Origin of the sequence: Pseudomonas baltica (assembly GCF_014235765.1) — a bacterium.
GTDB classification, from domain to species: Bacteria; Pseudomonadota; Gammaproteobacteria; order Pseudomonadales; family Pseudomonadaceae; genus Aquipseudomonas; species Aquipseudomonas baltica.
Window position 1 is genome coordinate 156654 of sequence record NZ_JACMYH010000005.1, and the last position, 25643, is coordinate 182296.

The 25643-nt window shown below is 64.3% G+C and carries 24 protein-coding genes; 11 read left to right on the forward strand and 13 right to left on the reverse strand.

The features are described from left to right. The first annotated feature begins 66 nt into the window (after window positions 1-66). From H7993_RS16985 to H7993_RS16995, 3 genes are read left to right on the forward strand one after another with little or no spacing between them, the layout of a single operon-like run. Entirely contained in the window at window positions 67-360 is a 294-nt protein-coding gene (locus H7993_RS16985; protein WP_122475684.1) for a hypothetical protein, read from the forward strand. After that, window positions 357-1226 carry a DUF72 domain-containing protein gene (locus H7993_RS16990; RefSeq protein WP_122475030.1) on the forward strand — a complete coding sequence of 290 codons (870 nt, stop codon included), beginning with the start codon at window positions 357-359 and terminating at the stop codon, window positions 1224-1226. Before H7993_RS16985 ends, H7993_RS16990 begins: the two co-directional genes overlap by 4 nt. 48 nt (window positions 1227-1274) lie before the next feature. After that, a complete protein-coding gene (locus tag H7993_RS16995; protein WP_185795079.1) occupies window positions 1275-1964 on the forward strand; it encodes an extensin family protein in 690 nt (229 codons plus the stop codon). A 465-nt stretch (window positions 1965-2429) separates the two neighbouring features. On the opposite strand, the gene H7993_RS17000 is transcribed toward H7993_RS16995, so the two are convergent. Next, window positions 2430-3044 (reverse strand): energy transducer TonB, encoded by a 615-nt coding sequence (locus tag H7993_RS17000; RefSeq protein ID WP_185795080.1) that lies wholly within the window; start codon window positions 3042-3044, stop codon window positions 2430-2432. A gap of 95 nt (window positions 3045-3139) precedes the next feature. Here H7993_RS17000 and H7993_RS17005 point away from each other — a divergent pair, with 95 nt between their 5' ends. Together H7993_RS17005 and H7993_RS17010 are read left to right on the forward strand one after the other, a co-directional pair. Next, a complete protein-coding gene (locus H7993_RS17005; RefSeq protein ID WP_342345055.1) occupies window positions 3140-3922 on the forward strand; it encodes a class I SAM-dependent methyltransferase in 783 nt (260 codons plus the stop codon). Window positions 3923-4059: 137 nt separating this feature from the next. Beyond that, window positions 4060-6249, forward strand: a complete 2190-nt coding sequence (locus H7993_RS17010; protein ID WP_185795082.1) for a TonB-dependent receptor — start codon at window positions 4060-4062, stop codon at window positions 6247-6249. 18 nt (window positions 6250-6267) lie between these two features. Here the strand turns inward: H7993_RS17010 and H7993_RS17015 are convergent, their stop codons facing one another. The 5 genes from H7993_RS17015 to dapE all read right to left on the reverse strand — a co-directional run bounded on the left by H7993_RS17015 (window position 6268) and on the right by dapE (window position 11772). Further along, window positions 6268-6669, reverse strand: coding sequence for a YbaY family lipoprotein (locus H7993_RS17015; protein ID WP_122475020.1), 402 nt, complete (start codon window positions 6667-6669; stop codon window positions 6268-6270). Window positions 6670-6729: 60 nt separating this feature from the next. Continuing rightward, window positions 6730-9213, reverse strand: coding sequence for a glycerol-3-phosphate 1-O-acyltransferase PlsB (plsB, locus tag H7993_RS17020; RefSeq protein WP_122475018.1), 2484 nt, complete (start codon window positions 9211-9213; stop codon window positions 6730-6732). 205 nt (window positions 9214-9418) lie between these two features. Beyond that, entirely contained in the window at window positions 9419-9796 is a 378-nt protein-coding gene (locus H7993_RS17025) for a hypothetical protein (protein WP_122475016.1), read from the reverse strand. 12 nt (window positions 9797-9808) lie between these two features. Continuing rightward, on the reverse strand, window positions 9809-10621 hold the full coding sequence (locus H7993_RS17030; protein WP_122475015.1) for a putative RNA methyltransferase: 813 nt from the start codon (window positions 10619-10621) through the stop codon (window positions 9809-9811). Continuing rightward, entirely contained in the window at window positions 10621-11772 is a 1152-nt protein-coding gene (gene dapE, locus H7993_RS17035; RefSeq protein ID WP_185795083.1) for a succinyl-diaminopimelate desuccinylase, read from the reverse strand. Before dapE ends, H7993_RS17030 begins: the two co-directional genes overlap by 1 nt. Window positions 11773-11977: 205 nt before the next feature. Between dapE and H7993_RS17040 the strand changes: the two genes are divergently transcribed. Both H7993_RS17040 and H7993_RS17045 read left to right on the forward strand, forming a co-directional pair. After that, window positions 11978-12628, forward strand: coding sequence for a DUF1120 domain-containing protein (locus tag H7993_RS17040; protein WP_185795084.1), 651 nt, complete (start codon window positions 11978-11980; stop codon window positions 12626-12628). A gap of 152 nt (window positions 12629-12780) precedes the next feature. Then, window positions 12781-13437 (forward strand): DUF1120 domain-containing protein, encoded by a 657-nt coding sequence (locus H7993_RS17045; protein ID WP_185795085.1) that lies wholly within the window; start codon window positions 12781-12783, stop codon window positions 13435-13437. A gap of 39 nt (window positions 13438-13476) precedes the next feature. On the opposite strand, the gene H7993_RS17050 is transcribed toward H7993_RS17045, so the two are convergent. The 4 genes from H7993_RS17050 to H7993_RS17065 form a co-directional block, all read right to left on the reverse strand. After that, window positions 13477-14598 (reverse strand): DUF1120 domain-containing protein, encoded by a 1122-nt coding sequence (locus tag H7993_RS17050; RefSeq protein WP_185795086.1) that lies wholly within the window; start codon window positions 14596-14598, stop codon window positions 13477-13479. Between the two features lie 10 nt (window positions 14599-14608). Next, window positions 14609-16969 (reverse strand): fimbria/pilus outer membrane usher protein, encoded by a 2361-nt coding sequence (locus H7993_RS17055; RefSeq protein ID WP_185795087.1) that lies wholly within the window; start codon window positions 16967-16969, stop codon window positions 14609-14611. Beyond that, window positions 16969-17697 carry a fimbria/pilus chaperone family protein gene (locus H7993_RS17060; protein ID WP_185795088.1) on the reverse strand — a complete coding sequence of 243 codons (729 nt, stop codon included), beginning with the start codon at window positions 17695-17697 and terminating at the stop codon, window positions 16969-16971. The genes H7993_RS17055 and H7993_RS17060 overlap by 1 nt, the downstream gene beginning before the upstream one ends. Window positions 17698-18069: 372 nt before the next feature. Next, window positions 18070-18750, reverse strand: a complete 681-nt coding sequence (locus H7993_RS17065; RefSeq protein ID WP_122714304.1) for a spermidine synthase — start codon at window positions 18748-18750, stop codon at window positions 18070-18072. An 85-nt stretch (window positions 18751-18835) separates the two neighbouring features. On the opposite strand from H7993_RS17065, the gene H7993_RS17070 reads away from it, so the two are divergent. After that, window positions 18836-19114 carry a hypothetical protein gene (locus H7993_RS17070; RefSeq protein WP_082484675.1) on the forward strand — a complete coding sequence of 93 codons (279 nt, stop codon included), beginning with the start codon at window positions 18836-18838 and terminating at the stop codon, window positions 19112-19114. Window positions 19115-19336: 222 nt separating this feature from the next. Here the strand turns inward: H7993_RS17070 and H7993_RS17075 are convergent, their stop codons facing one another. Beyond that, window positions 19337-21391: a S9 family peptidase gene (locus tag H7993_RS17075; RefSeq protein WP_185795089.1), complete on the reverse strand. Its 2055-nt coding sequence runs from the start codon at window positions 21389-21391 to the stop codon at window positions 19337-19339. Window positions 21392-21510: 119 nt separating this feature from the next. On the opposite strand from H7993_RS17075, the gene H7993_RS17080 reads away from it, so the two are divergent. The 3 genes from H7993_RS17080 to H7993_RS17090 are packed head-to-tail and all read left to right on the forward strand — an operon-like array spanning window position 21511 to window position 23385. Beyond that, window positions 21511-21990: an MFS transporter gene (locus H7993_RS17080; protein WP_240998649.1), complete on the forward strand. Its 480-nt coding sequence runs from the start codon at window positions 21511-21513 to the stop codon at window positions 21988-21990. Between the two features lie 30 nt (window positions 21991-22020). Then, on the forward strand, window positions 22021-22803 hold the full coding sequence (locus tag H7993_RS17085) for a class II glutamine amidotransferase (protein WP_122474991.1): 783 nt from the start codon (window positions 22021-22023) through the stop codon (window positions 22801-22803). A gap of 42 nt (window positions 22804-22845) precedes the next feature. Continuing rightward, a complete protein-coding gene (locus H7993_RS17090; RefSeq protein ID WP_185795090.1) occupies window positions 22846-23385 on the forward strand; it encodes a DUF2937 family protein in 540 nt (179 codons plus the stop codon). Window positions 23386-23448: 63 nt separating this feature from the next. On the opposite strand, the gene H7993_RS17095 is transcribed toward H7993_RS17090, so the two are convergent. Continuing rightward, window positions 23449-24627 (reverse strand): vWA domain-containing protein, encoded by a 1179-nt coding sequence (locus H7993_RS17095; RefSeq protein ID WP_185795091.1) that lies wholly within the window; start codon window positions 24625-24627, stop codon window positions 23449-23451. Between the two features lie 31 nt (window positions 24628-24658). Continuing rightward, window positions 24659-25504 carry an AAA family ATPase gene (locus H7993_RS17100; RefSeq protein WP_185795092.1) on the reverse strand — a complete coding sequence of 282 codons (846 nt, stop codon included), beginning with the start codon at window positions 25502-25504 and terminating at the stop codon, window positions 24659-24661. Between the last annotated feature and the right edge of the window lie 139 nt (window positions 25505-25643).

The window sequence follows — 25643 nt, forward strand, 5'->3', positions numbered from 1 at the left end:
TGATCACTTGGGTCGCTGCACAATGCTGACGCGGCGGCGGCTTCTTTCGACGATCGAGTGAATCTGATGCGTATCGATGGTGTTTCCTCCCAGCCTTATCCAATCAAGCGCAAGCCGCTTGCGGACAAGGCGCGGGTGCAGGAAACCGCCGACGATATCGAAGGCGAGTTCGAGGTTCCTGCGCAACCTACGCCCCAGCGCTCCCGCGCGCGTGGCACCAGCGTGCCGGCCCGCCAGCAGGATATGATCTTTCCCCGCTCGATGAGCCGGCGTGCGGCCGACGCGCTGGGCATGTACCTGAGCACCCAGGGTTTCGTCGAATGGGACAATGAAGTCCTGGGCCTGGATGTGCATATCTGACTGTGCCCAGCCTGCCCTATTTCATCGGCTGTCCGTCGTGGAGCGAAAACGCCTGGCGCGGGGATTTCTATCCGCAAGACGCGCGTCCGCCGGATTTCCTGGCTCTCTATGCCCAGCAGTTCAACGCTGTGGAAGGCAACACCACGTTCTACGCACGGCCGGCGCCCAATACCGTGGAACGCTGGGCTGCAAGCATGCCGTCCGATTTTCGCTTCACGGCCAAACTGCCGCGCGACATCAGCCATGGTGGCGATCTGCGCGAGCAACTGGGAGTGGCTGAGGATTTTTGTCGGCTGCTTGCGCCGCTCGGCGATCGGGTGGCGCCCTTGTGGTTGCAGCTGCCTGCATCGTTCGCGCCCTGGCGGCTGCCGGAATTGATCGGCTTCATCGACGTCCTGCAGCGGCCCATCGCTGTGGAGGTACGCCACGGCGCATTCTTCGCCCGCGGTGACGAGGAACGACTGCTCAACAATCTGCTGCGCGAACGCAATGTCGAACGCATCTGTCTGGATCCGCGTGCGCTGTTCAGTTGTGTTTCCGACGCGCCCGCCGTGCTCCATGCCCAGTCCAAGAAGCCGCGGGTGCCACCCCGCCCAGCGGCGTTCAGCCACAGCCCGCAGGTGCGTTTCATCGGCCACCCGCAGCTGCAGGCGAATGAGCCTTTTCTGACCCCCTGGGTGGAGAAGATTGCCGCCTGGATCGAAGAGGGCCGCACCCCCTACATTTTCCTGCACACGGCCGACAACTTGCTCGCGCCCGCCCTGGCCCGGCGTTTCCACGAGCGTTTGATGGAACGTTTGCCAGGCTTGCCGGCCTTAATGGAACTGCCTCGGGAGCCACAGACGGCGCAACTCGGCCTGCTCTGACGCGGTTTTTCCGCAGGTACCGTTCAGCCACGCCAAGCAGGAGCCTGTGTGCCGAGATTGCTGATCATTCTGCTGCTCCTGGCCGCCGCGCCCGTTGCCGTGTGGCGAGGCTGGGTCGAGGTGCCCGATCGCTGGAATCCCTGGGCGCCGCTGGATATCGCCGAACCGGTGAATTTCCTTACCCGCTACAAGCTCGGCAAATTACAGAATGATCCACAGCTGTGTGTGCAGGCTCTGGCAACTTCCACCGTGCGCTATAGCGTTCAGGCCGACAGCCCGGCCGATGCCAAGTGCCCGTTGGTGAACGTGTTGCGCGTGCAGGGCAGCGAGGTCAGGTTGAGCAGCAGTTTCCTCGCCACCTGCCCAGTGGTGGTGGCGTTCGCCATGTTCGAGCGCCAGGCCCTGCAGCCGGCAGCGCAGGCGACGTTCGGTCAGGCAGTAACGCAGGTGGATCACCTGGGCAGTTTTGCCTGCCGCAATGTCTATGGTCGCAGTGAAGGACGTCTGAGCCAGCACGCCAGCGCCAACGCGCTGGACATCGCCGGGTTTCGTCTGGCCGACGGACGTCGTATCAACGTGCTCAAGGATTGGCCTGGCGACAGCGCCAACGCGCGCTTCCTGCGGCAGGTACGCGACGGCGCCTGCAAGCATTTCAATACCGTGCTGGGCCCCGAGTACAACGCCGCCCACCGCAACCATTTTCACCTCGACATGGGCCGCTGGAGCGTGTGTCGCTGATTCATTTCCGGCCACCGCGGTGAACCCGGACGCGGCTTGCGCCGCTGCTACAGGGCCTGGGTTGGCTGAACGCCGGACGCGGCTTGCGCCGCTGCTACAGGGCCTGTGTTGGCTGAACGCCGGACGCGGCTTGCGCGGCTGCTACAGGGCATGGGCTGGCTGAACGCCGGACGCGGCTTGCGCTGCTGCTACAGGGCATTGGCTGGCTGAACGCCGGACGCGTCTTGCGCGGCTGCTACAGGGCATGGGCTGGCTGAACGCCGGACGCGGCTTGCGCTGCTGCTACAGGGCATTGGCTGGCTGAACGCCGGACGCGGCTTGCGCGGCTGCTACAGGGCATGGGCTGGCTGAACGCCGGACGCGGCTTGCGCCGCTGCCATATGGCTGCCGGTGCGGGCCTCTGTAGCAGCGGCGCGAGCCGCGTCGGCGGTGCACGCGAGGTATCTGGATGGATGCGATCGGCGCTCAGGCAGCCAGACGGATGTTGTTCAACACGGCGGGGCGCATCCAGCTCAGGTCCAGGTCCAACGCATGGCATTGCTCACTGATAGTTTCCTGCGCCAGCGGTACCGGCGTCTGCGCCAACTGCCAGTCGAGCTCGGCAATCGGCAGGCGCATTGCCCGAGGCAGAGGCGCGGGGGCAGGTTGCGTGCTCTGGCCACCCTGGTTCAGCACCAGTGGACGAACCCAGCGGCTGTCGAACGCCAACTGCGCCTGTTGGGCCATCACGTCTTGCTCGGGCAGCGGCGCCGAGGGTTTGTCCAGCAACGTCAGCTCCAGTTCGGCCTTTGGCAGAAACAGCGGCTCGGGAGGCTTCACTTCGGTGTCGCGAACATCGCACAGGCGCTGCAGAAGAATGTGCGCCAGGATCTCGCTGCCGGCGCTGGTCTCGGCCGCCGCTGCATTGTCCGCCGCTGCACGAGCCTGCCCTGGCAGCTGTCCGTCGCAGTGCTCGGTCAATGCCTGGGCAAAGAAGTCCTGCCACAGCGCACTTGCAGCACCCAGGGTCTGGATGTTGTGCTGGCTGAAGTCGCCGATGGGCGAAATGTAACCTGGCGCTGTGGAATTGATGACGGACATGGCACTCGGCACGCTTGGGCTCTGGCAAAATGCCTGGCAAAGTTCTTATCGGCGGCGTGCGCCGATCTTTTAGCCTTTCGATACAGGAATCTTCAGTGGAGCAGCAAGCCGGTGGTCGCATCCAGGTTCAGGCGCAGAACGACGCCTGCGAACCGCAAGCCGAACGATGGGCGCAACGTCTGCATCTGCCTCGCCAGTTGCCCGACGCCGATTTCGTGCTGCAGGTCGACGAAACCGGCCTGCAGTTGCAACAACTGGGCGCGGACGCGCCGGGGCCCGTGCGTGTGGATTTCGTCGAGGGCGCCGTCGCTCACCGACGACTGTACGGCGGTGGCAGCGGTCAGATGATCGCCAAGGCCGTTGGCGTGCAGCCTGGCGTGCGCCCGCGGGTACTGGATGCCACGGCCGGCTTGGGCAAGGACGCGTTCGTGTTGGCCAGCCTGGGCTGCGAGATGAGCCTGGTAGAGCGTCAGCCGATCATCGCCGCGCTGCTCGAGGACGGACTGGCCCGTGCCCAGGGTGACCTGGAGGTAGGCGCCATCGTTGCACGCATGCATCTGCTTCAGGGCAACTCGATCGAGGTCATGCAGCAGTGGCAGGGCGAAGCGCCCCAGGTGATCTACCTGGATCCGATGTTTCCCCATCGCGAAAAAAGTGCGTTGGTGAAGAAGGAAATGCGCCTGTTCCGGCCGCTGGTGGGCGATGACATGGACGCGCCGGCCCTGCTGGCCGCCGCCCTGGCCCTGGCCAGCCACCGGGTAGTGGTCAAACGACCGCGCAAGGCGCCGTGCATTGAGGGCTGCAAACCGAGCCATGCGCTGGAAGGCAAGTCCAGCCGCTACGATATCTATCCGAAGAAAGCGCTGAAGCCGACGTGATGAATGGACGCAGGTTGTAGGCCAGGACGACCCCCGGCGCCCGGGGGTACGTAGGATCGGTCCTGATTTTTTCCCAGCCGGTTTTAGCCCGATGCGCTCAAATAGAATCAAGTCTCATTTGTAGTGAGGCTGTATACATGTACCGTTCTACAGGAGTTTGCACATTGCCCCGCCGTTCGGCGCTGGGCCTGGCGTTGATCGGTTGCGCCGCAGGTGCCAATGCCCACGAAGGGCCCGAATCGCTGGTGCTCGACAAGCTGAGCGTGATCGGCAAGCAGGCCGCGCCACCCTACCAGGTCGAGCGTTCGGCTTCCGCCAAGTACGCCGTGCCACTGCTTGACGTGCCGCAAACGGTTACCGTTGTCCCGCGCCAGATCATGCGCGAGCAGAATGCCCTGAGCCTGCGCCGGGCACTGTCCAACGTCTCCGGCATCTCCTTCAATGCGGGCGAGGGCGGCGGCGGGTCGGGAGACAGCATCAACATCCGCGGTTTCAGCGCCAATGCCAACCTGCAGATCGACGGCCTGCGCGACTCTGCGCAGACCAGCCGCAGCGACCTGTTCAACCTGGAGCAGGTCGAGGTCATCAAGGGGCCCAGTTCGGTGTTCGGTGGCGCGAGCGCCACCGGCGGCTCCATCAACCTGATCACCAAGCTGCCGGTTGCCGACAGCTTCACCGAGCTGGGCGCCGGCGTTGGTACCGATCGCTATCGCCGCCTGACCCTGGACACCAATCAGCAGTTGCACGACCTGGGTGACGGCACCCTGTTTCGTCTCAATCTGATGGCTCACGAGAACCACGTGCCGGGGCGCGATCGCATCGAACAGCAGCGCTGGGGCCTGGCGCCGTCGCTGATGTTCGGGCACGGCAGCGACACGCGCCTGACCCTCAGCTATTTCCACCAGAGCGATGACAACCTGCCCGACTACGGCGTGCCTGCACGCGATGGCAAGCGCTTGCCGGGCGTCAAGACCAGTCACTACTACGGCTGGCGCAACCTGGACCAGGACCGCACCGACACCGACAGCCTGACGGTCAAGTACGAGCACGACCTGAACCCGGACTGGAGCGTGCAGAACCTTGCCCGGCTCAGCCAGGTTGACCGCGATGCCACCGTGTCCGCTTCCCATGTCAGGCTGGCCAAGCTTCCGGCGCTACGCTACCTGCCGGCAGGGCCGCAAGCCTATCGGCGCGACGTGCAGACCCGCCTGGCGATGAACCAGACCAGCCTGACCGGTCATTTCGATACCTTCGGCCTGGGCCATACCCTGGTGGTCGGCGCGGAACTGTCGCGCGAAACCTACGACCGCAAGGCCTCGGGCTATGCCGTGGAGTCCTTCTACCCAGCCAACGGCTACGATCTGGCCAACCCGCCGGGTTACTGGAGCGGGCCGAAGGTCAAATCGCCTACCAGCGTGGCGCACAACAGCATGGAAGATCGCGCCCTGTACGTGTTCGATACCCTGGCCCTGGACGAGCAGTGGGACCTCAGCCTGGGCCTGCGCTACGACCACATGCGGGCCCAGGCCAGTAATCGCTCGGCCAGCGGCGTTCGGACCCAGGCCGGCTCAACCGACGGCGTGTTCAGCCAACGTGCCGGCCTGGTCTACAAGCCCGCCGAGAACGGCCGCTTCTACGTCGCCTACGGCACCTCGTTCAACCCTTCGGCCGAGAACCTGCTGACCTACGGCGGTGGTCTTTCCGACAGCACCCAGAGCCTGGAACCCGAGAAGGGCAAGACTTGGGAACTGGGTACCAAGTGGCAATTGCTCGATGAGCGGCTGCAGCTGGAAGGCGCGCTGTTCCGGGTGGTCAAGGACAACGTGCGCGAGCGCTTGAGCGACGGCAGCAACTTGCTTGCCGGCAAGCAGCGCGTGCAGGGGTTGGAATTGGCAGCCACGGGCGCATTGAGCGAGAAGTGGCACGTGTTCGCCAACTACACCCTGCAAAGCAGCGAGACACTGAAGTCGGTGGCCAATCCCGAACGCATAGGTCAGGCACTGAAAAACACGGCGCCCCGATCTTTCAATCTATGGACCGCCTACCAGCTTCCCAGCGACATTACCCTGGCCTACGGCATCCGCCACGTCGGCAAACGCAACCTGACGTCCCAGGATCAAATCAAGCTCGATGCCTACTGGGTACACGACGCGATGCTGGGCTACCGGGCATCCGACAACCTCGAGCTGCAGCTGAACCTGAGCAACCTGACCGACACGAAGTACGTCGAGCGGGTGCGCACGGTCATCGGCAGCGATACCCGTTCTTCGGCCGTGGAGTTCGGTGATGGTCGTGCGGCGGTATTGAGCAGCGTCTATCGGTTCTGAACACCGCCGTAGCCCTGGCTACCGCGAAGCGGCATCCATGCGGATACGCAGCGGCTGCTCATCCTTGCCATCCAGCGTCACGCCGTGATGCTGGGTGCTGACGAACAGCAGGTGCCCGTCGGCTTCAACGCGGGCACTCACCGAATAGCGATGCCCCGGCTTGACCTGGGCCGGGTCGTATTCAAGTTTGAACGGCAGCGGCACCTGGCCAGTGATCGGGCCACTCTGCCGGGCCAGGGCCACCGCAGGGGCGTCAGCCAGGGATACGTCCTGCAGGCTCACGGTCAATACGGCCGAAGGCGGCAAGGCGATGCGCTGCAGATAGAACGCCTCCCCCTCGAGCGTGGCCTTGGGTGCGGGCTGCATGCTGCTGCAGGCGCCGATGAGGGCGCTGAATACGATCAGTGAAAGGCGCTTCATGGTTATCTCCATTTACAAATTCGGCCGTCAGGCAAAAGCATAGGCAAAGACCGTCGTCGATCACAGCCCATCGGCGGCCTCATCGCTGCGGTGCAGCGCAACCTGGCGGATCGACAGGCGTATTTCAGCGGGCAATACCCGTTTGGCAGCGCCTTCGGCCAGCTCATCGAGCATGGGGTGGTGGCTCAACTTGCCTTGGGCATCGCGGCGCAGTACCCCTTGATCGAGAAGGGTCTGAATGAAGTGACGGAACAGGCTCTTGTCGAAGAACTCCGGGGCGTTCAGGCCATGCAGGATCGACAGGCGCTGGGCCATGGTGGTGCACAGGTTTTCCAGTTCTTCGGCGCTGAGGGTGTTCTGCCCGGCATTGAGCAACAGGGCGATGGCCATGTAGAAACGCTGCAGGGTCTGCGCGATGGCACGCGACAACAAGGTCAGCAGCACGAATTGCCGCGAACTCGGCGCGGGGCGCAGGTACACACCGTTTTCCAGGCGCAGCAGGCCTTGTTCGACCAGCGCTTGCAGCCACTGGTCAATCACCTCGTCGAGCTGCCCGGCGTTCCAGCGGATGAACAGTTCGGCCTGCAGATAGGGGTACAGCGCATGGGCGTAGCGCAGGATCTGCTCGCGGGTCATGCGCGAAGTGCTCTGGAAGAAGCTGGCAAGCAGCGCGGGCAGGGCGAAGATGTGCAACACGTTATTGCGGTAATAGGTCATCAGCACCGCGTGCTGTTCGTCCAGATACAGGATTTTGCCCAGGGCATCGCTCTGTTCGGACAGCAGCTGCATGCCCTGGACATGAGCGATCAGGCTGCGGGCATCGCCAGTGGGAACGGTGGTATGAGGCGAGTAGGGCACCTGGCGCAGCAGGGTCAGGTACAGGTCGAGTACCCGTTCCATTGCCCGTTCGTCCAGAGCCAGCTTGCTGGTCGACAGCAGTGCCAGTGCCACCAGGTTTACCGGGTTGATGGCTGCGGCCTCGTTCATGTGGCGAGCCACGCGGATACTCAGGCGGTGCGTGGTTTCGTTCAGCCAGTCGGGCTTGAACTGCGGCGCCAGGTCTTGCTCGCGCCAGCCAGGCTGCTGTTCATCGAGAAAAGCCTGCAGCTTGATCGGCTCGCCGAAGTTGACCGCCACTTGGCCAAAGCGCTGCTTGAGTGCGCCGATGACCTTGAAGACGTCCAGAATCGACTCTTTCTTCTTCGCCGCGCCGCGCAGCTCGCCCAGGTAGGTACGGCCTTCCAGCACGCGTTCGTAGCCGATGTACACCGGTACGAAGACGATGGGCGTACGCGAGGAGCGCAGATAGCTACGCAGGGTGATGGCCAGCATGCCTGTCTTGGGTTGCAGCATGCGTCCGGTGCGCGAGCGCCCGCCTTCGACGAAGTACTCCACCGGAAAACCCTTGGTGAACAGGGTGTGCAGGTATTCGTTGAACACGGCGCTGTACAGCGGATTGCCCTTGAAAGTGCGGCGCATGAAAAACGCCCCGCCTCGGCGCAGCAGGCTGCCGATCACAGGCATATTGAGGTTGATGCCGGCAGCAACATGGGGTGGCGTCAGGCCGTTCTTGAACAGCAGGTAAGACAGCAGCAGGTAGTCGATGTGGCTGCGATGGCATGGCACATAGATGATCTCGTTGCCACGGGCAACGTCCTTCACACCGTCGATGTTGTTGACCTTGATGCCGTCGTAGATCTTGTTCCAGAACCAGCTGAGCACCACTTCCATGAAGCGGATGGCGGTGTAGGTGTAGTCCGAGGCGATTTCGTTGCCGTAGTGCAACGCTCGGGCCTCGGCCTTTTCCAGGGTGATGTGCTCGCGTTCGGCTTCTTCGGCAATGGCCTGGCGCACCAGTGGGTCGCGCACCAGACCCTTGACCAGATGGCGGCGGTGGGAAATGTCGGGGCCGATGACTGCCGTCTTCAGGTTGCGAAAATGCACACGCAGGATGCGCTGGGCCATGCGCACCGTTCGCTCGTGACCCTTGTTCTGCTGCACCAGCTCGGCCAGGTGGATTGGCTCGGAAAACTGTACGCGGGTCTTGCGTCCCAGGATCAGAATGCTGACCAGCTTGCGCAAGCGCCCGGTAACCGCCCAGCTGTCGGCGAACAGCAGCTTCCAGGGGCTGGATTCGCTCGCTGGCGACTGGCCCCAGAACACGCTTACCGGAATGATCTGCGCATCTTCGCCGGCGTTCTGTGCCAGTGCCGTGACCAGCCGCGCCAGGGTGGGCGGGGCGCCGCGCTTGTCTTGCCGGCCCAGCCAGTCAGGGTCCGGGGTCAGGTAGAACACCGCCGTGGGCTCCATGAGATCGCCGATGGCCACGGGCAGCACCGGGCGTGGCAGGCCGGCTTTGCTGCATTCGCGGTCGACCACGGCAAGGTCGGCCAGCGAAGGTGATTGCAAGGCGTACAGCACGGGCCTGCTGCGATCCAGGTTCAAGGTGAACGAGGACTGGTTGATGGTTTCAGACCGAACCCACAGGTACAACAAGCGGCGCAAGGTGCCGAACACGAGGCGGTGCAGAGGTGAGCGGGTCATAGGCCAGGGCTTGGGGGGAAAACGCTATTTTACCGGCTTTTGCCGAGGTAAGTGATGCAGGGTGTCGGCGAATATCTTCGCGCGGCTACGGGCTCTTTCGCGGCCACTGGCCGCTCCTGCAGGGGTTTTGCATGGCCTGCCCGCAGCGGTCCCGAATGGTTCCGCAGGAGCGGCCACTGGCCGCGAACCGTCGCGCTGCGGTGTATCAACTGGTACGCCAGGTAATTTCCTCTTCGCCATCGTCGCTGATACGGATCCAGCGGTCGGCATTCTCTTCGCCTTCTTCTTCCACCCAGCTGCCAGGCGCACAGCGCACCTCTACATTCAGGGCCTTGAAAGCTGCACGGGCGCAGGCCACGTCGTCGTCCCACGGCGTGGCGTCGCTCTCCAGGTACAGGCTGTTCCACTTGCCGACCGCTTTGGGCAGCCAGGTGACCGGCACGTCGCCCGCCTGGCACTTCCAGGTCTGGCCTTTCTGCTGCCAGTCGCTGCAGGGGCCCAGGGCCTGGCCGAGCCATGCGGCGATGGCCTTGTGATCGACGTCGGCGTCCTTGAGGTAAATCTCGATATCGGGTTGGCGCATGGGTAGGCTCGCTCAGTCTTGACGCACAAAGTAATCGTAGCGCATGGATACCGTGACCACGAACGGCCGCGGCTGTTCGATCACCGCGGTCCGTCGCTCGGCGCTGGCGCGCCAGCCATGCGGCGTCATCGCCAGCAGGTTGGCGCGCGATTGCGCGTCGATCAGCTTGAGCTTGAAGGTCAGGGTTTCATGGTGGGCATGCTGCATGCCCTCGGGCACCTGCAACAGGTGTTTGTCGTCGACGTAGTCGCGCACCTCGTCATACAGCTGTTCGCGCAGCTCCATCAGGTGGCCGCTGGTGGGTCCCACACGCATCAGGCCACCCCCCGGCGCCAGCAGGCGCTTGGCTTCGTCCCAGTCCAGCGGGCTGAAGACGCTGGTCAGGAACTGGCAGCTGGCATCGGCAAGCGGTACACGCGCCATGCTGGCCACCAGCCAATGCACCGACGGCGCTCGCTTGCAGGCGCGTTTGACCGCCTCGCGGGAGATGTCCAGGGCATACCCGTCGGCGCGCGGCAGCGCCTGGGCGATCTGTTCGGTGTAGTACCCTTCGCCACAGCCGATGTCCAGCCAGCGCCGAGGCCAGCGCTCGGCTGCAAGCTCGGCCAGGCGCTGGGCCACCGGCGCATAGTGGCCTTCGTTGAGGAAGTCCCGGCGAGCCTCGACCATGGCCTGGTTGTCGCCGGGGTCGCGGCTGTTCTTGTGCTGCACCGGCAGCAGATTCAGGTAGCCCTGGCGCGCGCGGTCGAAACGGTGACCGCTGGGGCAGACCATGCCGTTGTCGGCGTTGGCCAGCATGGCAGTGCAGAGGGGGCAGGTGAGCATCAGGCGAGTAACTCGACGAGGGTCTGGTAGTAGATTTCGGTCAGCACATCGAGGTCGCTGGCCAGGATTCGTTCGTTGACCTGGTGGATCGTGGCGTTGACCGGGCCCAACTCGACCACCTGGGTGCCGAGGGTGGCGATGAAGCGCCCGTCGGAGGTGCCGCCGCTGGTGGAGGCCTGGGTGTCGCGCCCAGTGACGTTCTTGATGCTCGCGGCCACCGCGTCCAGCAGCGCACCGGGCTCGGTCAGGAACGGCAGGCCGGACAGCGCCCAGTCCACGTGCCAGTCCAGGCCATGCTTGTCGAGAATCGCGGCCACGCGCTGCTGCAGGCCTTCGACCGTGGACTCGGTGGAGAAACGGAAGTTGAACACCGCCGTCAGTTCACCGGGAATGACGTTGGTGGCGCCCGTGCCGCTGTTGAGGTTGGACACCTGGAAACTGGTTGGCGGGAAGAAGGCGTTGCCGTCGTCCCAGTGCTCGGCGGCGAGCTCGGCCAGGGCTGGGGCGACCAGGTGGATCGGGTTGCGGGCCAGGTGCGGATACGCCACATGGCCCTGCACGCCGCGCACGGTCAGAGTCGCACCGAGCGAGCCGCGTCGGCCGTTCTTGACTACGTCGCCGACCAGGGTGGTGCTCGACGGCTCGCCGACGATGCACCAGTCCAGGCGCTCGTTGCGTGCAGCCAGGCGCTCGACCACCGCTTTGGTGCCGTGATGGGCCGGGCCTTCTTCGTCGCTGGTGATCAGGAAGGCCACCGAGCCCCTGTGGTTGGGATGGTCGCCGACGAAGCGCTCGGCGGCCACCAGCATGGCCGCCAGGCTGCCCTTCATGTCGGCCGCGCCGCGCCCGTGGAGTATGCCCTGCTCGTCGATCACCGCCTCGAATGGGGCGATCTGCCAGGCCTGGGTGGGGCCGGTGGGCACCACGTCGGTATGCCCGGCGAAGCACAGCACCGGACCGTCCTGGGTACCGTGGGTGGCCCAGAAGTTATCCACCTCTTCGATGCGCATCGGCTCCAGCGCGAAGCCAGCCTGCCCCAGGCGTTGCATCATCAGCTTTTGGCAATCGGCGTCCAGAGGCGTGACCGAAGGGCGGCGGATCAGGTCGCAGGCAAGCTGCAGCGTGGGCGAAAGGTCGGCGGCGGCCGTCATGAAAACTCCAAAAGCAGGGGCGGCAAAGGGGCGACAGTCTAAAGCAAAAACCGGGGCGCGGCGGCAAGAAGAGCTCGAAGCGATCCGGGAACGATCGCGCTTTGCTTGGGAAATTTCCTCTGGCGTGGACGACAGCCGGTGGTCTAGGGTTTCAGTGAAGCCGGTCGTTCGCCGGTTCCTTCACCTGCCAGCGAGGATACGAGTCATGCGCAACTTACGTTCTGCATGGGCCGCCAGCCTGGCGCTTGCCGTTGCCATGCCAGCGTTGTCGGCGTCGACGGTAGATGTGCAAGTGACCGGTACACTGGTCCCCAGCGCGTGCACGCCAAGCATCAGTACTGGCAGCCTGCATTTCGGCACCCTCAGCACTGCCGACCTCGATGATGATCGGCACACACCGCTCCTCGAACATGCACCCACGCTGACAGTGCGCTGTGGTTCACCTTCCCTCTATGCACTGCGCCTGATCGACAATCGCGCAGGCTCCGCCTACCCGTCCGGGCTTGCCGGTGGGCTGGGCATGGGCCATACCGCGGCCGGTGAAGCTCTTGGTGCGTATCACCTGGACATCGTGCCCGCGCGATCCACTATCGACGCTCGTCCTGTGTTTCTCACCCTGGGTGATCACAACGGCAGCCGCTGGAGCACATCCACCGCTCAGCCGCATGCCTTGCCTGCCCACGGCGCGTTGCTGGGGCTGGTGGATCGGGCAGGCGTCGACACCGGCGCGGTGGCGGTGAAAGTGGCTCAATTGGGACTTCGCGCTCACGGTATGATCGCGCCGGCGCGAGGCCTGACATTGGTCGATGCCGTGCCGCTGGACGGCCATGTCACCGTGGAAGTCGTGTACCTCTGACCCCCAAGACGGACTCCTGGCGTAATCCTACGTCCGAGGTCATTAATCCTCACGGCATGTGCGTAGAACTGCTCATTTGTTGCTTTGGTTGTCTTGGTCAGAATCCTTCGAACCCACCGGGCGCTCTTGCCCAGTGAAGAAAAGGATTTTGCATGCACTCTTTAAACCGTCTTGCCTTCGGCCTCATCATGATGAGCGTACTCACACCGGTCTTGGCCGCCTCTTCGGTGGATATCACCGTCAAGGGCTCGATCATTCCGGGCGGCTGTACGCCGACGCTGAGCAGTGCCGAGTTCGATCACGGCAAAATCAGCGCCCGCGACCTCAACGCGACCACGCCTACGTCCTTCGCCACACGCGCCAAGGACGCTACGCTGACTATCACCTGTGAAGCGGCCATGCTTTACGGCGTTCGATCCATTGACAATCGTGCAAGCTCGGCGTTGACGGACACTCATCGTACCTATCACGGTTTGGGCCACACTGCAGCGGGTGAAAAAATCGGTGCGCATCTGTTACGCATCGTGCCCGCACGGTCACGAATCGACGAAAAATCCGCTTTTCTGACCGTGGGTACAGGGGACGCGAAGCGCTGGTCGTCGTCTGAAAGCGAGCCGCGCAGCGTACGCGCCGATGGGTTGCTGGTCGGCTTCACCGACACTCAGGGAAGAACCAGCGGGCCGATCCCCATCAAGAACGCTGTGCTGGGGCTGAGCTCCTCGATTGTGATCGCGCCGACTCAGGGTCTGACCCTTACCGAGGAGGTCCCGCTGGACGGCGCCGCTACCCTGGAGCTGGTCTACCTTTGAACCCGCCAAACCCTTTGAACCCGCCCACCTTCGGCTCGGCTAGAGGTAAATGATTTCCAGCGTAGCCGAGCCATCAATGGGGGTTTCCTGACGCAGGTCCAGCAGGCGTGCAGGCGCCAGATGCAGGTCGATGGTCAGCGGTATCGACAGGCCCTGCCAGGCCCCGGGCAATGAGCCGGGGCTGTGCACCCGTTTGAACGCACTGAGTCGGCCATCATGCTGCAGCAGCATATCCGGAGCCTGGTGCCATACCTGTGCAGCGCAGTCCCCCGACAGTGCTGAGGACGTTGTACCGTCGCGCCCGGTTCCCGCGCCCAGGCGCACGGTAAACCCGCCCAGTGGCAAGCCAGTGTGGCCCCGACCGATTCCGAACAGCGCAGGCAACGGCGCAGGCAACCGTGCGGCGACCGTGCCGGCGCGGTTGTCCACCGCGCGCAGGGCAAAACGAGTCGCCGCATCGCAATCCACCTGCAACGCGGTTTGCCGACTGAACGAGGTAATGGTTTCGCGATTCAGTTGTCCCTGGCTGATGCGGCCGAAGTCGACCCGGCCGCCGTCGCTCAGGGCAGGCCTGCAGGCGGCCGGTGCGAATCCGGTTCGCAAGTGCACTTCGCGGTGCTGCCCGGCGATCTCGAAGGCTCCGTGGGCCTGCCACGTGTGTGCGTCTTTCGAGTCACGTACGGATACGTCGAGCGTGGCGCTGATTTCCACCTGTGCCGTGAGCTGCCTGCCGCGTACGACGCTGCCGGCGCGTACCGGCTGCAGGGCTCGATCATCTTTCAATACACCAACCCAAGTGCCGCTGGAAAGGCTCTGCGCAGTGTTTAGCTGCGCCCACTGCACAGGCTGGCCATCGACCGATGCCTGCAGCACGCTCAGTTGGTAGACGCCCAAGCGACCCAGCATGAAGCCCTGCGTGGAGGTCTCGGCGGCCCGGTAAACGAGCGTGAGGTTCTGTTCGGCTTCACACACCAGGTTCAGGTTCAGGTGCCTGATCGGCAATGCCAGCCGACCCGCTGCAGGCTGCAGAGTGGTGCGGTTGTACTGCCCGAAATCGACATCGCCGGGCCCAACTGACAGGTTGCAGCCTTGTGCCCACGTGTAGGTCGGTACGGTCAGGGTCATCATCAACAGAGCGGCGGACCATCGATAGCTGTTCATACTGTGGCCTTCACTGGGCTGGACACTGTGCCGTCGCCGTTTCGAAATACGCCTGGGCATCGGCGCGTGCTGCCAGCTCGAAGTCCAACTCGCATGGTTGATCATCCTCGGTGCGGCTCCATAGCCGGGGGTGGCTGTAGACATTGGGCACGAACACCGCGCCATCTTGCTGAACCAGTGTCACCAGTTGACCCTGATCGTCGGTTACCCCGGCGCCGCGTTTCAGCCGTCGACCTGAGGTATCGCGTACCTGCAAAAGCACGCGTCGTGTCACCGTCACCGGGAAACTGACCCGCGGGACCGCGCCGCGTGCGGCCTGGATCGTCGCTGCGCCCTGCTGCACGTCGACGTTGCGCGGCAGCGATGCCGTGGCCACCTGTACATTGCTGCGACCGAACGGCGCCAATTGCGGCAGGACTGCCTGCCCCTGCCGGTCGGTCCACACCGTGCCGCCGGGGGTGTCGATCTGCACGCCGGCCACATCGCCGAGCTTCAGCAGGCCGAAGGTGTCTTGCAGCGGGTAGGGCGAAAGGGTGACGCCTTGGTCGTGCAGCATGACTGCGCCCCGCGCCGCAGCGCTGTAGCCTTGGTTGCCACGGCCATAGCCGGCGTAGCCGAAGTCCAGCTGGGCCGCCCGCGTCAACGGCGAGACGCCGCCGTTGTAGGTCAGCTCGCCATCGCGACTGGCACGTTCGGCGGCCACCCGGTACTGGACGTGCTCGCTCAGGCGGCCCTGCATGCCGCTGCCCAGACGCATGCCGCGGCTATCCTGGCGCGCCGTGGACCGCCAGTTCAAGCCATCGCGCAAGGGCAGGCTGGCGCTCAGGTACAGCGCGTTGCCCAGCCCGCCGCTGTTGGTGATTTGCCATTGCCCGGTGGCGGTGAGCGACACGTGGCCCACCCGCTTGCCCCAGTCAAGCTGCGCCCGTCCGGATTGCCTGCCGTCGAAAGCGGTGCTGCTGGACCAGGTGCCGCCCAGGTTGCCCAGCCAGGGATGAGTCCATGCCAGGCCCAGGGCATACTGATGGTGTAGCCGGCGGGTCCAGTCGACGGGCTGTTTCCAGCTGCTGTCGATCAGCCCGCGGTAGCCGTCACTCTGGCGGCTGGCGCTGAGCATGGCCGACCAGTTCTGGCTGAGCTGCTGATCCAGGCTCAAGCTACCCAGCCATCCGCTACTGCTCGGCTCACGGGCCCGGGCAAGCTGCACCAGGGCCTGCAGGCGCGAGCCGTCCCAGGGTTGCAGATTCAACCCGGCGCCACCGGCGCTGTAGTCCTGGGCAAGCAGGGTGCCGCTGCTGACACTGGTCGAAGGCGCCAGTGGATAGCTGGCGCTGGCGCTCAACACCCAAGGTTGCTCGACATCGCGGCCACTGTCCCTGAGCTGGCCGATGCCCAGCGCAAACCCACGGGCAGGCAAGTCCAGGCCCAGCGTGGCGGCCAGTACGGTAAAGGTACGGCGCTCGCCGCCGGCCTCGATCACCGTGACGTCCACGTCCCTGCGTCGATCCAGTTGCGCGATGTGGGTCAGTTCGAAAGGTCCGGCGGGCACCACTGTCGAGTAGATCAGCACCCCGCCTTGCCGCACATCGACCCGTGCCTGAGTGGCGGCGATACCCTGAACACGAGCCCCGCCATTGCCTTCGCTCAAGGCCGGTTCGCTCAGCCACTGGACACCTGTGACCTGCGCGCCGGCCATCACGGCGTTGCTCAGGTTGATCTGGCCCAATTGCAGCATGGCCTGTTGGTCGCCGAAGGTACGCTGGGCGTAGGCCTCCAGGTGCTGCCAGCTGGCCGCGCCCTGCACCGAGCTGTAGAACTGGCGACTGCGCAGCACCCAGTCGCCCGCATTGATGCCCGCTTCGGTATTGGCAGACAGAAACCGGCTGCGCTGGCCATCGAATTCGTTATACAGACCTTGCGCATCGTAGTTGAGCAGGCCGGCGATGCCGCCACGGGTGAACGCCGAGAGGTCTGCCGGCGCGATGCGCAAGGCATGTGCAGGCACCAGCAGTTTCACTTCGCCGGTTTGCGGCAGCGCCTCGATCAGGGTTTCGGGAAATTGCCGGACGAAGTCGGAACAGCTTTGCGCCGTGCCGAGCAATTCGCCCGCCGCCCGCACGGGTTGGTCGATGCACAGGACGCCGGCGCCGTCGAATCGGGCGTTGACAATGCCTTTGGATTGACCGTTGACCGACAGGCGAACGGCATGCAGGCCTTCGGTGAAGCGCGCCGTCTGCCCGAGATAGATCGCCAGGCTGGGATCGATGCCGCGCAGGCGCAGGGTCTCGTCGTCGAACGTGCTCGCCACCGCCCACTCCGTGCACAAGGCCAGGCTCAAGGCCGGCCAGGCATGGCTGGGCTGCGTTGCCATCAAGGCAAGGCTCTGTGCAGGGTTGTTCGCTGGGGGGCTACGGCAAACCCGTAGACGGTGGCGGGGCTGAAAACAACCTCACTGTCTGCGGCCGCCGAGGGATGGCTCGCGAGCACCAGCCGGTCACCGGGCAACAGGTAGCTGCGCGGCAATTGCCAGGGCGTCTGGCTGGGCAGGCTGTGCAGCTCCTGGGCCATGCGCACGACATAGGGAGAGGGATTGCTGACCACCATGTGCCCATCGTGCAGGGACCAGCGCAGGCCTTTCCAGGGTTCGGCGTTTCTTGCCAGGCCTTTGGGGTGAAGGATCACCGGCAGGTTCTGCCGTACGTTCACCGACACTCGCGCCTCTCCCGGTTTGCCGGGTTGGCCGGCCTGGGCCAGGCCTTCGAAGATGACCCTTTTCAGGCGCTGGGTGGTCAGCGGCTCTGGATTCGACAGAATGAAGCGCACCAGCTGTGACTCGCCGGCTTCGACCCTCGACAGTGGAGGGGTAACGAACAGCAGCGATGCGCTGTCCTCGGGGATGTGTTCGAGCGTGACGTGCAGCAGGGCCGGACTCGGGTCGCTGTTGGTGACCTTGATGGCGGCTTCGGCTTGCCCTTCGTAGACGATGACTACCGAAGTTTCCGGGATCATGCCGTCGGCGTGAAGGCCGGGGCTGCAGGTCAGTACGGTGGTCACGCCCAGATACAGGGACAGGAGCGGGAAGGGGCGGCGGCGGTTCATTGGGTTCTCCAGGCAGGATGCGCAATGGGAGCTGCAGCCACGCCTTCCCTGGCGTTGTGGCACCGGGAAGATGTTGTGGGAATGTCGGGCTGCGACGGGGCAGCGGTATCGTAAAAGCAATTCGTCCCTTCGCAGCTCGGACCCTTCTGCAAAGGGGAGGTGAAAGGGTTGCAGGCTTCGTAGGACAGATGGGAGTGCATCTGGCGGACCGTGCTGCGCCCTTCGCGGCCACGGACCGCTCCTACGGCGGAGCGAGGGGCGGCGCATGTAATCGTAGGAGCGGTTATCAGCCGCGAAGCAGACGCCGCGGCGCATCTGGCGGACCGCGGTGCGCCCTTCGCGGCCACGGACCGCTCCTGCGGCGCAGTGGGTTCAGATTTTCTGGGCGATCCAGATGGTATGGCGGGTGCCCTTGTTACCGTGGGCGAAAACCTGCACTTCTTCGGCCTTGAAGCCGGCCTTGCGCAGTTTGTCGCTGAACTGGCGGTCGGCGCTTGCCGACCACACGGCGAGAACACCCTTGGACCTCAAGGCTTTCGCGCAGGCCGCCAGGCCACCGCTCGAATACAGCCAGCTATTGGCCTTCTGGGTCAGGCCTTCGGGGCCATTGTCCACATCCAGCATGATCGCGTCGAAACCGGCCGGCTCGGCCTGCAGCACCTTGGCCACGTCTTCCAGGCGGATGACGGTGCGCGGATCGGCCAGGGGGTTGCCGGCTTTTTCGCCCAACGGCCCGCGGTTCCATTCGACCACGCCCGGGACCAGTTCGGCGACCACCACCTCGGCGGTCTTGCCCAGGTGCTTGAGCGCCGAAGCCAGGGTGAAACCCATGCCCAACCCGCCGATCAGCACCCGCGAGTTCGGTCGCCCGGCCACCTTGCGGCAGGGGATCTCGGCCAGGGCGTCTTCGGAACCGTGCATGCGGGTGTTCATCAGTTGCCCGCCGTCACCGCCCTGGATCTTGATGACGAAGTCTTCGCCGTACTCGAACAGGCAGAGCGCACCGCCGTTGTCGGGGATCGGTGTGGTGTCGAGCAGTACGAAGCGTTTCATCGGTCAATCTCGGAAGGAGGACAAGGTAGTGCCATGGTAGTAGCCTGTGTCATCGGAACAGGCAGTCAGGCCTTGGGGGTGTTCAATGAAGTTGCGCAGTGTATCGGTCTTTGCATGTGTTGCCCTGTGTGCCGGTGTCGCATCGGCCTCGTCGCTGCCCCCGGGGTCGCCGGGTACACCCACGCCAACCCCCTATCCACAGGTTACCGTGCCGTCGACCCATGGCGGCGAGGGCATGAGCAATTCGCCGCCGCTGCTGCCGCCCATACCGTTGCCTGCGCCACCCAAGGCCGAGAACGTCCCCGAACCGGAGCGTCAGGACACGCCGCCAACCCCGGTCAAGCCTAAATCCCCCGGCGGTTGATCGCGTTTTCCCTGGCATACCGCATTCTCCGCCGACGCGGCTCGCGCCGCTGCTACAGGGGGATACAGGCCACCTGCAACGCCACGGCCCTTGTAGCAGCGGCGCAAGCCGCGTCCGCGTTCACCGCGTCCCTTCAGGCCCACCGCATCCGATGCGCCGCGAACCCTGTAGCAGCGGCGCAAGCCGCGTCCGGGCTCACCGCGTTCCTTCAGGCACGCCACATCAAGATTGTTTGGGTGTGCCCAGGGCCTTGAGCACGAACGCATATTCCAGGGCCACATCGCGCAGGCCCTGGTAACGGCCGCTCATGCCGCCGTGACCGGCACCCAGTTCGGTCTTCAGCAGCAGCAGGTTGTCGTCGGTCTTGCACGCGCGCAGGCGCGCTACCCACTTGGCGGCTTCCCAATACTGCACACGGCTGTCGTTGTAGCCGGCGACCACCAGCAGGTGCGGATACGCCTGCGCGGTGACGTTCTCGTACGGCGCGTAAGCCTTGATGCGCGCATGCACCTCGGGGTCCTGAGGGTTGCCCCACTCGTCATATTCGGTCACGGTCAGCGGCAGGTCGGGGTCCAGCATGGTGTTGAGCACATCGACGAACGGCACCTCCGCTACCGCCGCCTGGAACAGCTCCGGACGCTGGTTCAACACTGCGCCGATCAACAAACCGCCCGCGCTGCCGCCACTGATGACCAGCTGCTCGGCGCGCGTCAGCCCTTGCTCGATCAAGTATTCGGCACAGGCGATGAAATCGCTGAAGGTATTGCCTTTGTGTTCCTGCTTGCCAGCCCGATACCACGCCTCGCCCAACTCGCCGCCGCCGCGCACATGGGCGATGGCAAAGGCAATGCCGCGGTCCAGCAAACTCAACCGCGCATGGGAAAACCACGGATCCAGGCTCTCGCCGTAAGCGCCGTAGCCGTACAGGTACAGCGGCGTGGCCTGGTCGGCGAAGGCCTTCTTCACCACCCGGCTGATCGGCACCTGGGTACCGTCTGCGGCGGTGGCCCAGAGGCGCTGGCTGACATAGTCGTCGGCGTCGAACCGACCCAGCACCGGGGTCTGCTTGAGCACCACCTGGGCGCCGTCGCTCAGGTTCAGTTGGCGAACCTGGCCAGGCCGGTTCAAGGCTTCGTAGCGCAAGCGAATCTGCTCGCTGGCAAACTCCAGGCTGTCAGAGACATACAGGCTGTATGCGGCATCCGGCAGTTGCACCGGGTAGGGCGCCAGGCCCTGGGCATGGACTTCGATGATCGGCAGGCCGCGCGCGCGCAGGCTCAAGGTGAAGGCAGCGGCATTGAGGGTCACCCCTTCGAGCATCACATCGTCACGGTGTGGGATCAGCGTTCGCCACTGCTCGCGAGTCGGCGCCGCGCCCGTGTCGGCGGCCTGGTACAAGGCGAAGTTGATGCCCGACTGGTTGCTGCGGATGAACCAGGTCCAGGCACCGTCGAGTTGGCCGTGATCCGGATAGTACTCATGGTCCTCGACCCTTGGCGCCAAGCAGGTGAAATCCCCTGCAGGCTGGTCGGCATCCAGCACCCAGGCTTCGCTGGTGGTCTTGCTGTTGAGCAGCAGGATCAGCTGGCGCTCCGAACTGGAACGGTAGCAGTGCAGGAAGAAGCGCCCGTCGTTCTCCTCGAATACCTGCTCGGCGCCGTCGCTGCCCAAGGTGTGGCGGTGCAGCCGGTGAGGGCGGTGGGTTTCGTCCAGTTCACCGAAGAACAGGGTCTGGCTGTCATTGGCCCAGGTCATGCTGCCGTCGCAATCCTCGAAAGGCAGCTCGACCACCGCATCGTTGCCCAGCTCCTTGACGAACAGGCGGTAGATCTCGTCGCCACTGGTGTCCAGGCTGTAGGCCAGGCGCTGGTGGTCAGGGCTGATGTTGAACGCGCCCATCGACAGGAAGCCACCGTTGGCCAGCACGTTAGGGTCCAGCAGCAACTGCTCTGAGTGCTCCTCGACCTGGGTCGAGCCGTCGTCCGGGCGTGCGCAGCGATAGTGCCGCGGGTACTCGTCGCCGGCCGTGGTGCGGGTGTAGTACAACCACGGCCCCCACGGCGAGGCGAGGGACAGGTCGGTTTCGCGGATGCGCCCCTTTATTTCCTCGAACAATTGCTCGCGCAGCTCGGCCTGGTCGGCCAGTTGTGCATCCTGCCAGGCGTTCTCGGCCTTGAGGTAGTCGAGCACGTCGGCGCGGTCGCGCACCTGCAGCCAGGCGTAGGGGTCGTCACCGGGGGCGACATGTGCGATGGGGGCGACGATAGGCTGGGACATGAGCGGCTCTCTTGGTGCGGGTGCTGGCGGTGCATGCCCCGGGGCACGACAACAGCAGCGCCGGGCAGGCGAAAAGCCGTTATCATAAGCGCCTATTTGCCTGCCATGCCACGGACACCATGACCGAGAACGACTATTTCCTCGCCTGGGGTATCTACGCCTTCGCCGCCCTGGGCTGCATTCTGGTGTGGTTTCGTATCACCCGCTGGATGTGGCGCTACCTGCGCGAGCCCTTGCGCCTGCTCGGCGTGGTGCTGCTGCTGACGCCCACCGTGGTCGACCCGGCCCGCGACCTGCTGGCCCCGGCCGTGGCGATCAGCGCCCTGGAGCTGTTGTTCAAGATGGGCGGCAGTGCCTGGGGCGCGATTTCCGACCTGACCATGGCCGCAGTGATTGCCTTGGGCGTTTACGTGATTTTCGCTCTGGTGCGCCTGCCGTTCCTGCGCAAGGCCCAGGCCCGGCGCCTGGCGCAGGCTGAAGCAGACGCCGCACGGCACGATGGCGATGCCGCCGCGGCTGCGCGGCCCATCGAGCCGCGCGAAGAACGTCCGGTGCCCACGCCGCCACGGGACAACCTGCGGGTCGAACCGCGCATCTGAATCCACGTTCCATCGTCTCGAGTACCGTGCATGTGTGAACTTCTGGGCATGAGTGCCAACGTACCGACCGATATCGTTTTCAGCTTCACCGGCCTGATGCAGCGCGGCGGCCGCACCGGTCCGCACCGCGACGGCTGGGGCATCGCTTTCTATGAAGGCCGTGGCCTGCGCCTGTTCCAGGACCCAACCGCGAGCAGCGAGTCGGAAGTGGCGCAGCTGGTGCAGCGCTATCCGATCAAGAGCGAAGTGGTCATCGGCCACATTCGCCAGGCCAACGTCGGCAAGGTCTGCCTGGCCAATACCCATCCCTTCGTGCGTGAGCTGTGGGGACGCAACTGGTGCTTCGCCCACAATGGCCAACTGGCCGAGTTCAACCCGCGCGCCGATTTTTACCGCCCCGTGGGTGATACCGACAGCGAAGCGGCGTTCTGCGACCTGCTCAACCGCGTCCGCGAATGCTTTCCCGAGCCGGTCGAGTTCGAGCGACTGTTGCCCATCCTCGTGCAGGCCTGCGAGCAGTACCGTGGCCAGGGTGTGTTCAATTGCCTGCTCAGTGACGGCGACTGGCTGTTCTGCTTCTGCTCGACAAAGTTGGTGCACATTACCCGGCGGGCACCTTTCGGTCCGGCCCGGCTCAAAGACGTGGACGTGATCGTGGATTTCCAGGCCGAGACCACGCCCGACGATGTGGTCACGGTGATCGCCACCGAGCCGCTGACCGAGAACGAAACCTGGAACCGCTACGCGCCCGGCAACTGGGGCCTGTGGCGCCAGGGCGAATGCGTGGCCACCGGGCAGGCGCAGCCTGCCTGATACCCCACCGTGGCGCTGCCACCTTTGACTGAGAGGACGTTCATGCTGCGAAGCTACCTGCGACTTGTGCTGTTTGCCGTCGGCTTGCTGGTGGGTGTGCAAGTACCCGGCGTGATCAACGACTACAGCCAGCGGGTCGAGGCCCATCGGCTCGAAGCGCAGCAGAGCCTGCGTGGTTTCAGCGAGACCGCGCAGCGCTTCTTCAATGGCGACCTGCAGGCGCTGGTGGCGCACTACCGTGCCAGTGAAGACCCGGTGTTCCGCAGCGACGCCGCCAGCATCGGCGCGCTGCTGGCCCGCAACCAGTTGCTGGAACGCGAGTGGCAAGCGCTGCAAGGGCCCTGGTATGCGAAAGCCTGGCATGTGGTGGCCCAGGCCGATCCGCAATTGCGTCAGGAAACCTTGAATGGCTACAGCTATCAGGTGCTGCTGGCGCCTGAGGCAATTGCCTGGGGCATCGCCTGTGCCCTGGTGCTGGCCTGGGTGGTGGAATGCATCATCCTGTTCATCGGCTGGACCCTGTGGTTCGGCCGCCGCCGTGCCAAACCCGTGGCCGAGCCCCTGGTACGCCGCGAACGCTAGAGCGTGCTCCTACCTTCACCGTAGGAGCGGTCAGCGGCCGCGAACGACCTCACGCAACACCTCTCACTTGGCCAGGTAGCGCATCCCGTCTTCCAGGCCACTCAGGGTCAGCGGGTACATTCGCTGCTCCACCAGATCGCGAATGATGTGCGTCGACGCCGTGTACCCCCAGGTGTTCTCGGGGTAGGGATTGATCCAGATCAATTTGCGGTAGGTCTGCATGAAACGCTGCAACCAGACCAACCCCGCTTCTTCGTTCCAATGCTCGACGCTACCGCCCGGATGGGTGATCTCGTAGGGAGCCATGGCGGCGTCGCCGATAAACACCACCTTGTAGTCGGGGCCGTACTTGTGCAGCAGGTCGTGGGTGCTGATGCGCTCGGCGTTGCGACGCTGGTTGTCCTTCCAGACCGTCTCGTAGACACAGTTGTGGAAGTAGAAATACTCGAGGTGCTTGAGCTCGGTACGGCAGGCCGAGAACAACTCTTCGCAGACCTTGACGTGGGCGTCCATCGAACCGCCGATATCGAACAGCAGCAACAGCTTCACGTTGTTGCGCCGCTCGGGACGCAACTGGATGTTGAGCAGCCCGCCATCGCGTGCGGTGTGGTCGATGGTGCCGTCGATGTCCAGCTCTTCGGCCGCCCCTTGCCGGGCAAACTGGCGCAATCGACGCAGTGCCACCTTGATGTTGCGCGTACCCAGTTCCACGCTGTCATCCAGGTTGCGGTACTCGCGCTGATCCCAGACCTTCACCGCCTTGCCCTGGCGCTCGCCGGCATCGCCCACGCGAATGCCTTCGGGGTGATAGCCACCCGAGCCGAACGGACTGGTGCCGCCGGTGCCGATCCACTTGCTGCCGCCGGCATGCCGGCCTTTCTGTTCCTCCAGGCGCTGCTTGAAGGCCTCGATCAGCTTGTCCAGCCCGCCCAGGGACTGGATCTGCGCACGTTCCTCGGCGCTCAACGAGCGCTCGAACTCCTTGCGCAGCCATTCTTCCGGGATCAGTGCTTCGAGGTGTTGATCGAGGTGCTGCAGGCCATTGAAATAGGCTGAAAACGCCCGGTCGAATTTGTCGAAGTGACGTTCGTCCTTGACCAGTATCGCCCGCGCCAGAAAGTAGAATTCGTCCATGTCGGCGAACGTCACGCGATGTTCCAGGGCATTGATCAGGTCGAGCAGCTCACGCACCGACACCGGCACTTTGGCCGCGCGCATTTCATTGAATAGGTTGAGCAGCATGGCGCACGCCCTCGCAGTCGAAAAAGGAGGATCAGCGGTTGCCGCGTCGGCTCATGAACGCCAGGCGTTCGAGCAATTGCACGTCCTGTTCGTTCTTGACCAGTGCACCGGCCAGCGGTGGGATGGCCTTGGTCGGATCACGTTCGCGCAGCACGGCTTCGCCGATGTTGTCGGCCATCAGCAGTTTGAGCCAGTCGACCAGCTCGGAGGTGGAGGGCTTCTTTTTCAGGCCGGGCACCTTGCGCACGTCGAAGAACACGTCCAGGGCTTCGGCCACCAGGGTTTTCCTTATGTCGGGGTAGTGTACGTCGACGATGCGTTGCAGGGTCGTGCGGTCGGGAAAGGCGATGTAGTGGAAGAAGCAGCGACGCAGGAATGCGTCGGGCAGCTCCTTTTCGTTGTTGGAGGTAATGATGATGATCGGGCGGTGACGGGCCTTGATGGTTTCGTTGGTCTCATAGACATAGAACTCCATCTTGTCGAGTTCCTGCAGCAGGTCGTTGGGGAACTCGATGTCGGCCTTGTCGATTTCATCGATCAGCAGGATGACCCGCTCGTCCGCCTCGAACGCCTCCCACAGCTTGCCTTTCTTCAGGTAGTTGCGCACATCGTGGACCTTGTCCACGCCCAGTTGCGAGTCGCGCAGGCGGCTGACCGCATCGTACTCGTACAGCCCCTGGTGGGCTTTGGTGGTGGACTTGATGTGCCAGGTGATCAGGCGCGCGCCGAAGGACTCGGCCAGTTGTTCGGCCAGCATGGTTTTGCCAGTGCCTGGCTCGCCCTTGACCAGCAGGGGTCGTTGCAGGGTGATCGCGGCATTGACCGCCAGCTTGAGGTCGTCGGTGGCGACATAGGCGGGAGTGCCTTCGAACTTCATGGGGCTGTCCTCGGTGATCAAAAGTGGTGGCCGACTATATAGCGCAACGAGCTGCTTGTGGTGTGCCAGAAGGCTTGGCGCAACCCCCGTAGGAGCGGTCAGTGGCCGCGAACGGTGCCACGCGGTGCGCCAGATACAC

Bases quoted from the DNA above. Each gene is read 5' to 3' on its own strand.
- H7993_RS17065 (WP_122714304.1), bottom strand. From the start codon at position 18,750: ATGAAACGCTTCGTACTGCTCGACACCACACCGATCCCCGACAACGGC.
- H7993_RS17050 (WP_185795086.1), bottom strand. From the start codon at position 14,598: ATGAACAGCTATCGATGGTCCGCCGCTCTGTTGATGATGACCCTGACC.
- dapE (WP_185795083.1), bottom strand. From the start codon at position 11,772: ATGACGGCCGCCGCCGACCTTTCGCCCACGCTGCAGCTTGCCTGCGAC.
- H7993_RS17080 (WP_240998649.1), top strand. From the start codon at position 21,511: ATGACCGAGAACGACTATTTCCTCGCCTGGGGTATCTACGCCTTCGCC.
- H7993_RS17030 (WP_122475015.1), bottom strand. From the start codon at position 10,621: ATGCTCACCTGCCCCCTCTGCACTGCCATGCTGGCCAACGCCGACAAC.
- H7993_RS17010 (WP_185795082.1), top strand. From the start codon at position 4,060: ATGTACCGTTCTACAGGAGTTTGCACATTGCCCCGCCGTTCGGCGCTG.
- H7993_RS17070 (WP_082484675.1), top strand. From the start codon at position 18,836: ATGAAGTTGCGCAGTGTATCGGTCTTTGCATGTGTTGCCCTGTGTGCC.
- H7993_RS17040 (WP_185795084.1), top strand. From the start codon at position 11,978: ATGCGCAACTTACGTTCTGCATGGGCCGCCAGCCTGGCGCTTGCCGTT.
- H7993_RS16985 (WP_122475684.1), top strand. From the start codon at position 67: ATGCGTATCGATGGTGTTTCCTCCCAGCCTTATCCAATCAAGCGCAAG.
- H7993_RS17015 (WP_122475020.1), bottom strand. From the start codon at position 6,669: ATGAAGCGCCTTTCACTGATCGTATTCAGCGCCCTCATCGGCGCCTGC.
- H7993_RS17000 (WP_185795080.1), bottom strand. From the start codon at position 3,044: ATGTCCGTCATCAATTCCACAGCGCCAGGTTACATTTCGCCCATCGGC.
- H7993_RS17075 (WP_185795089.1), bottom strand. From the start codon at position 21,391: ATGTCCCAGCCTATCGTCGCCCCCATCGCACATGTCGCCCCCGGTGAC.
- H7993_RS17025 (WP_122475016.1), bottom strand. From the start codon at position 9,796: ATGCGCCAACCCGATATCGAGATTTACCTCAAGGACGCCGACGTCGAT.
- plsB (WP_122475018.1), bottom strand. From the start codon at position 9,213: ATGACCCGCTCACCTCTGCACCGCCTCGTGTTCGGCACCTTGCGCCGC.
- H7993_RS17085 (WP_122474991.1), top strand. From the start codon at position 22,021: ATGTGTGAACTTCTGGGCATGAGTGCCAACGTACCGACCGATATCGTT.
- H7993_RS17045 (WP_185795085.1), top strand. From the start codon at position 12,781: ATGCACTCTTTAAACCGTCTTGCCTTCGGCCTCATCATGATGAGCGTA.
- H7993_RS17060 (WP_185795088.1), bottom strand. From the start codon at position 17,697: ATGAACCGCCGCCGCCCCTTCCCGCTCCTGTCCCTGTATCTGGGCGTG.
- H7993_RS17100 (WP_185795092.1), bottom strand. From the start codon at position 25,504: ATGAAGTTCGAAGGCACTCCCGCCTATGTCGCCACCGACGACCTCAAG.
- H7993_RS17090 (WP_185795090.1), top strand. From the start codon at position 22,846: ATGCTGCGAAGCTACCTGCGACTTGTGCTGTTTGCCGTCGGCTTGCTG.
- H7993_RS17055 (WP_185795087.1), bottom strand. From the start codon at position 16,969: ATGGCAACGCAGCCCAGCCATGCCTGGCCGGCCTTGAGCCTGGCCTTG.
- H7993_RS17095 (WP_185795091.1), bottom strand. From the start codon at position 24,627: ATGCTGCTCAACCTATTCAATGAAATGCGCGCGGCCAAAGTGCCGGTG.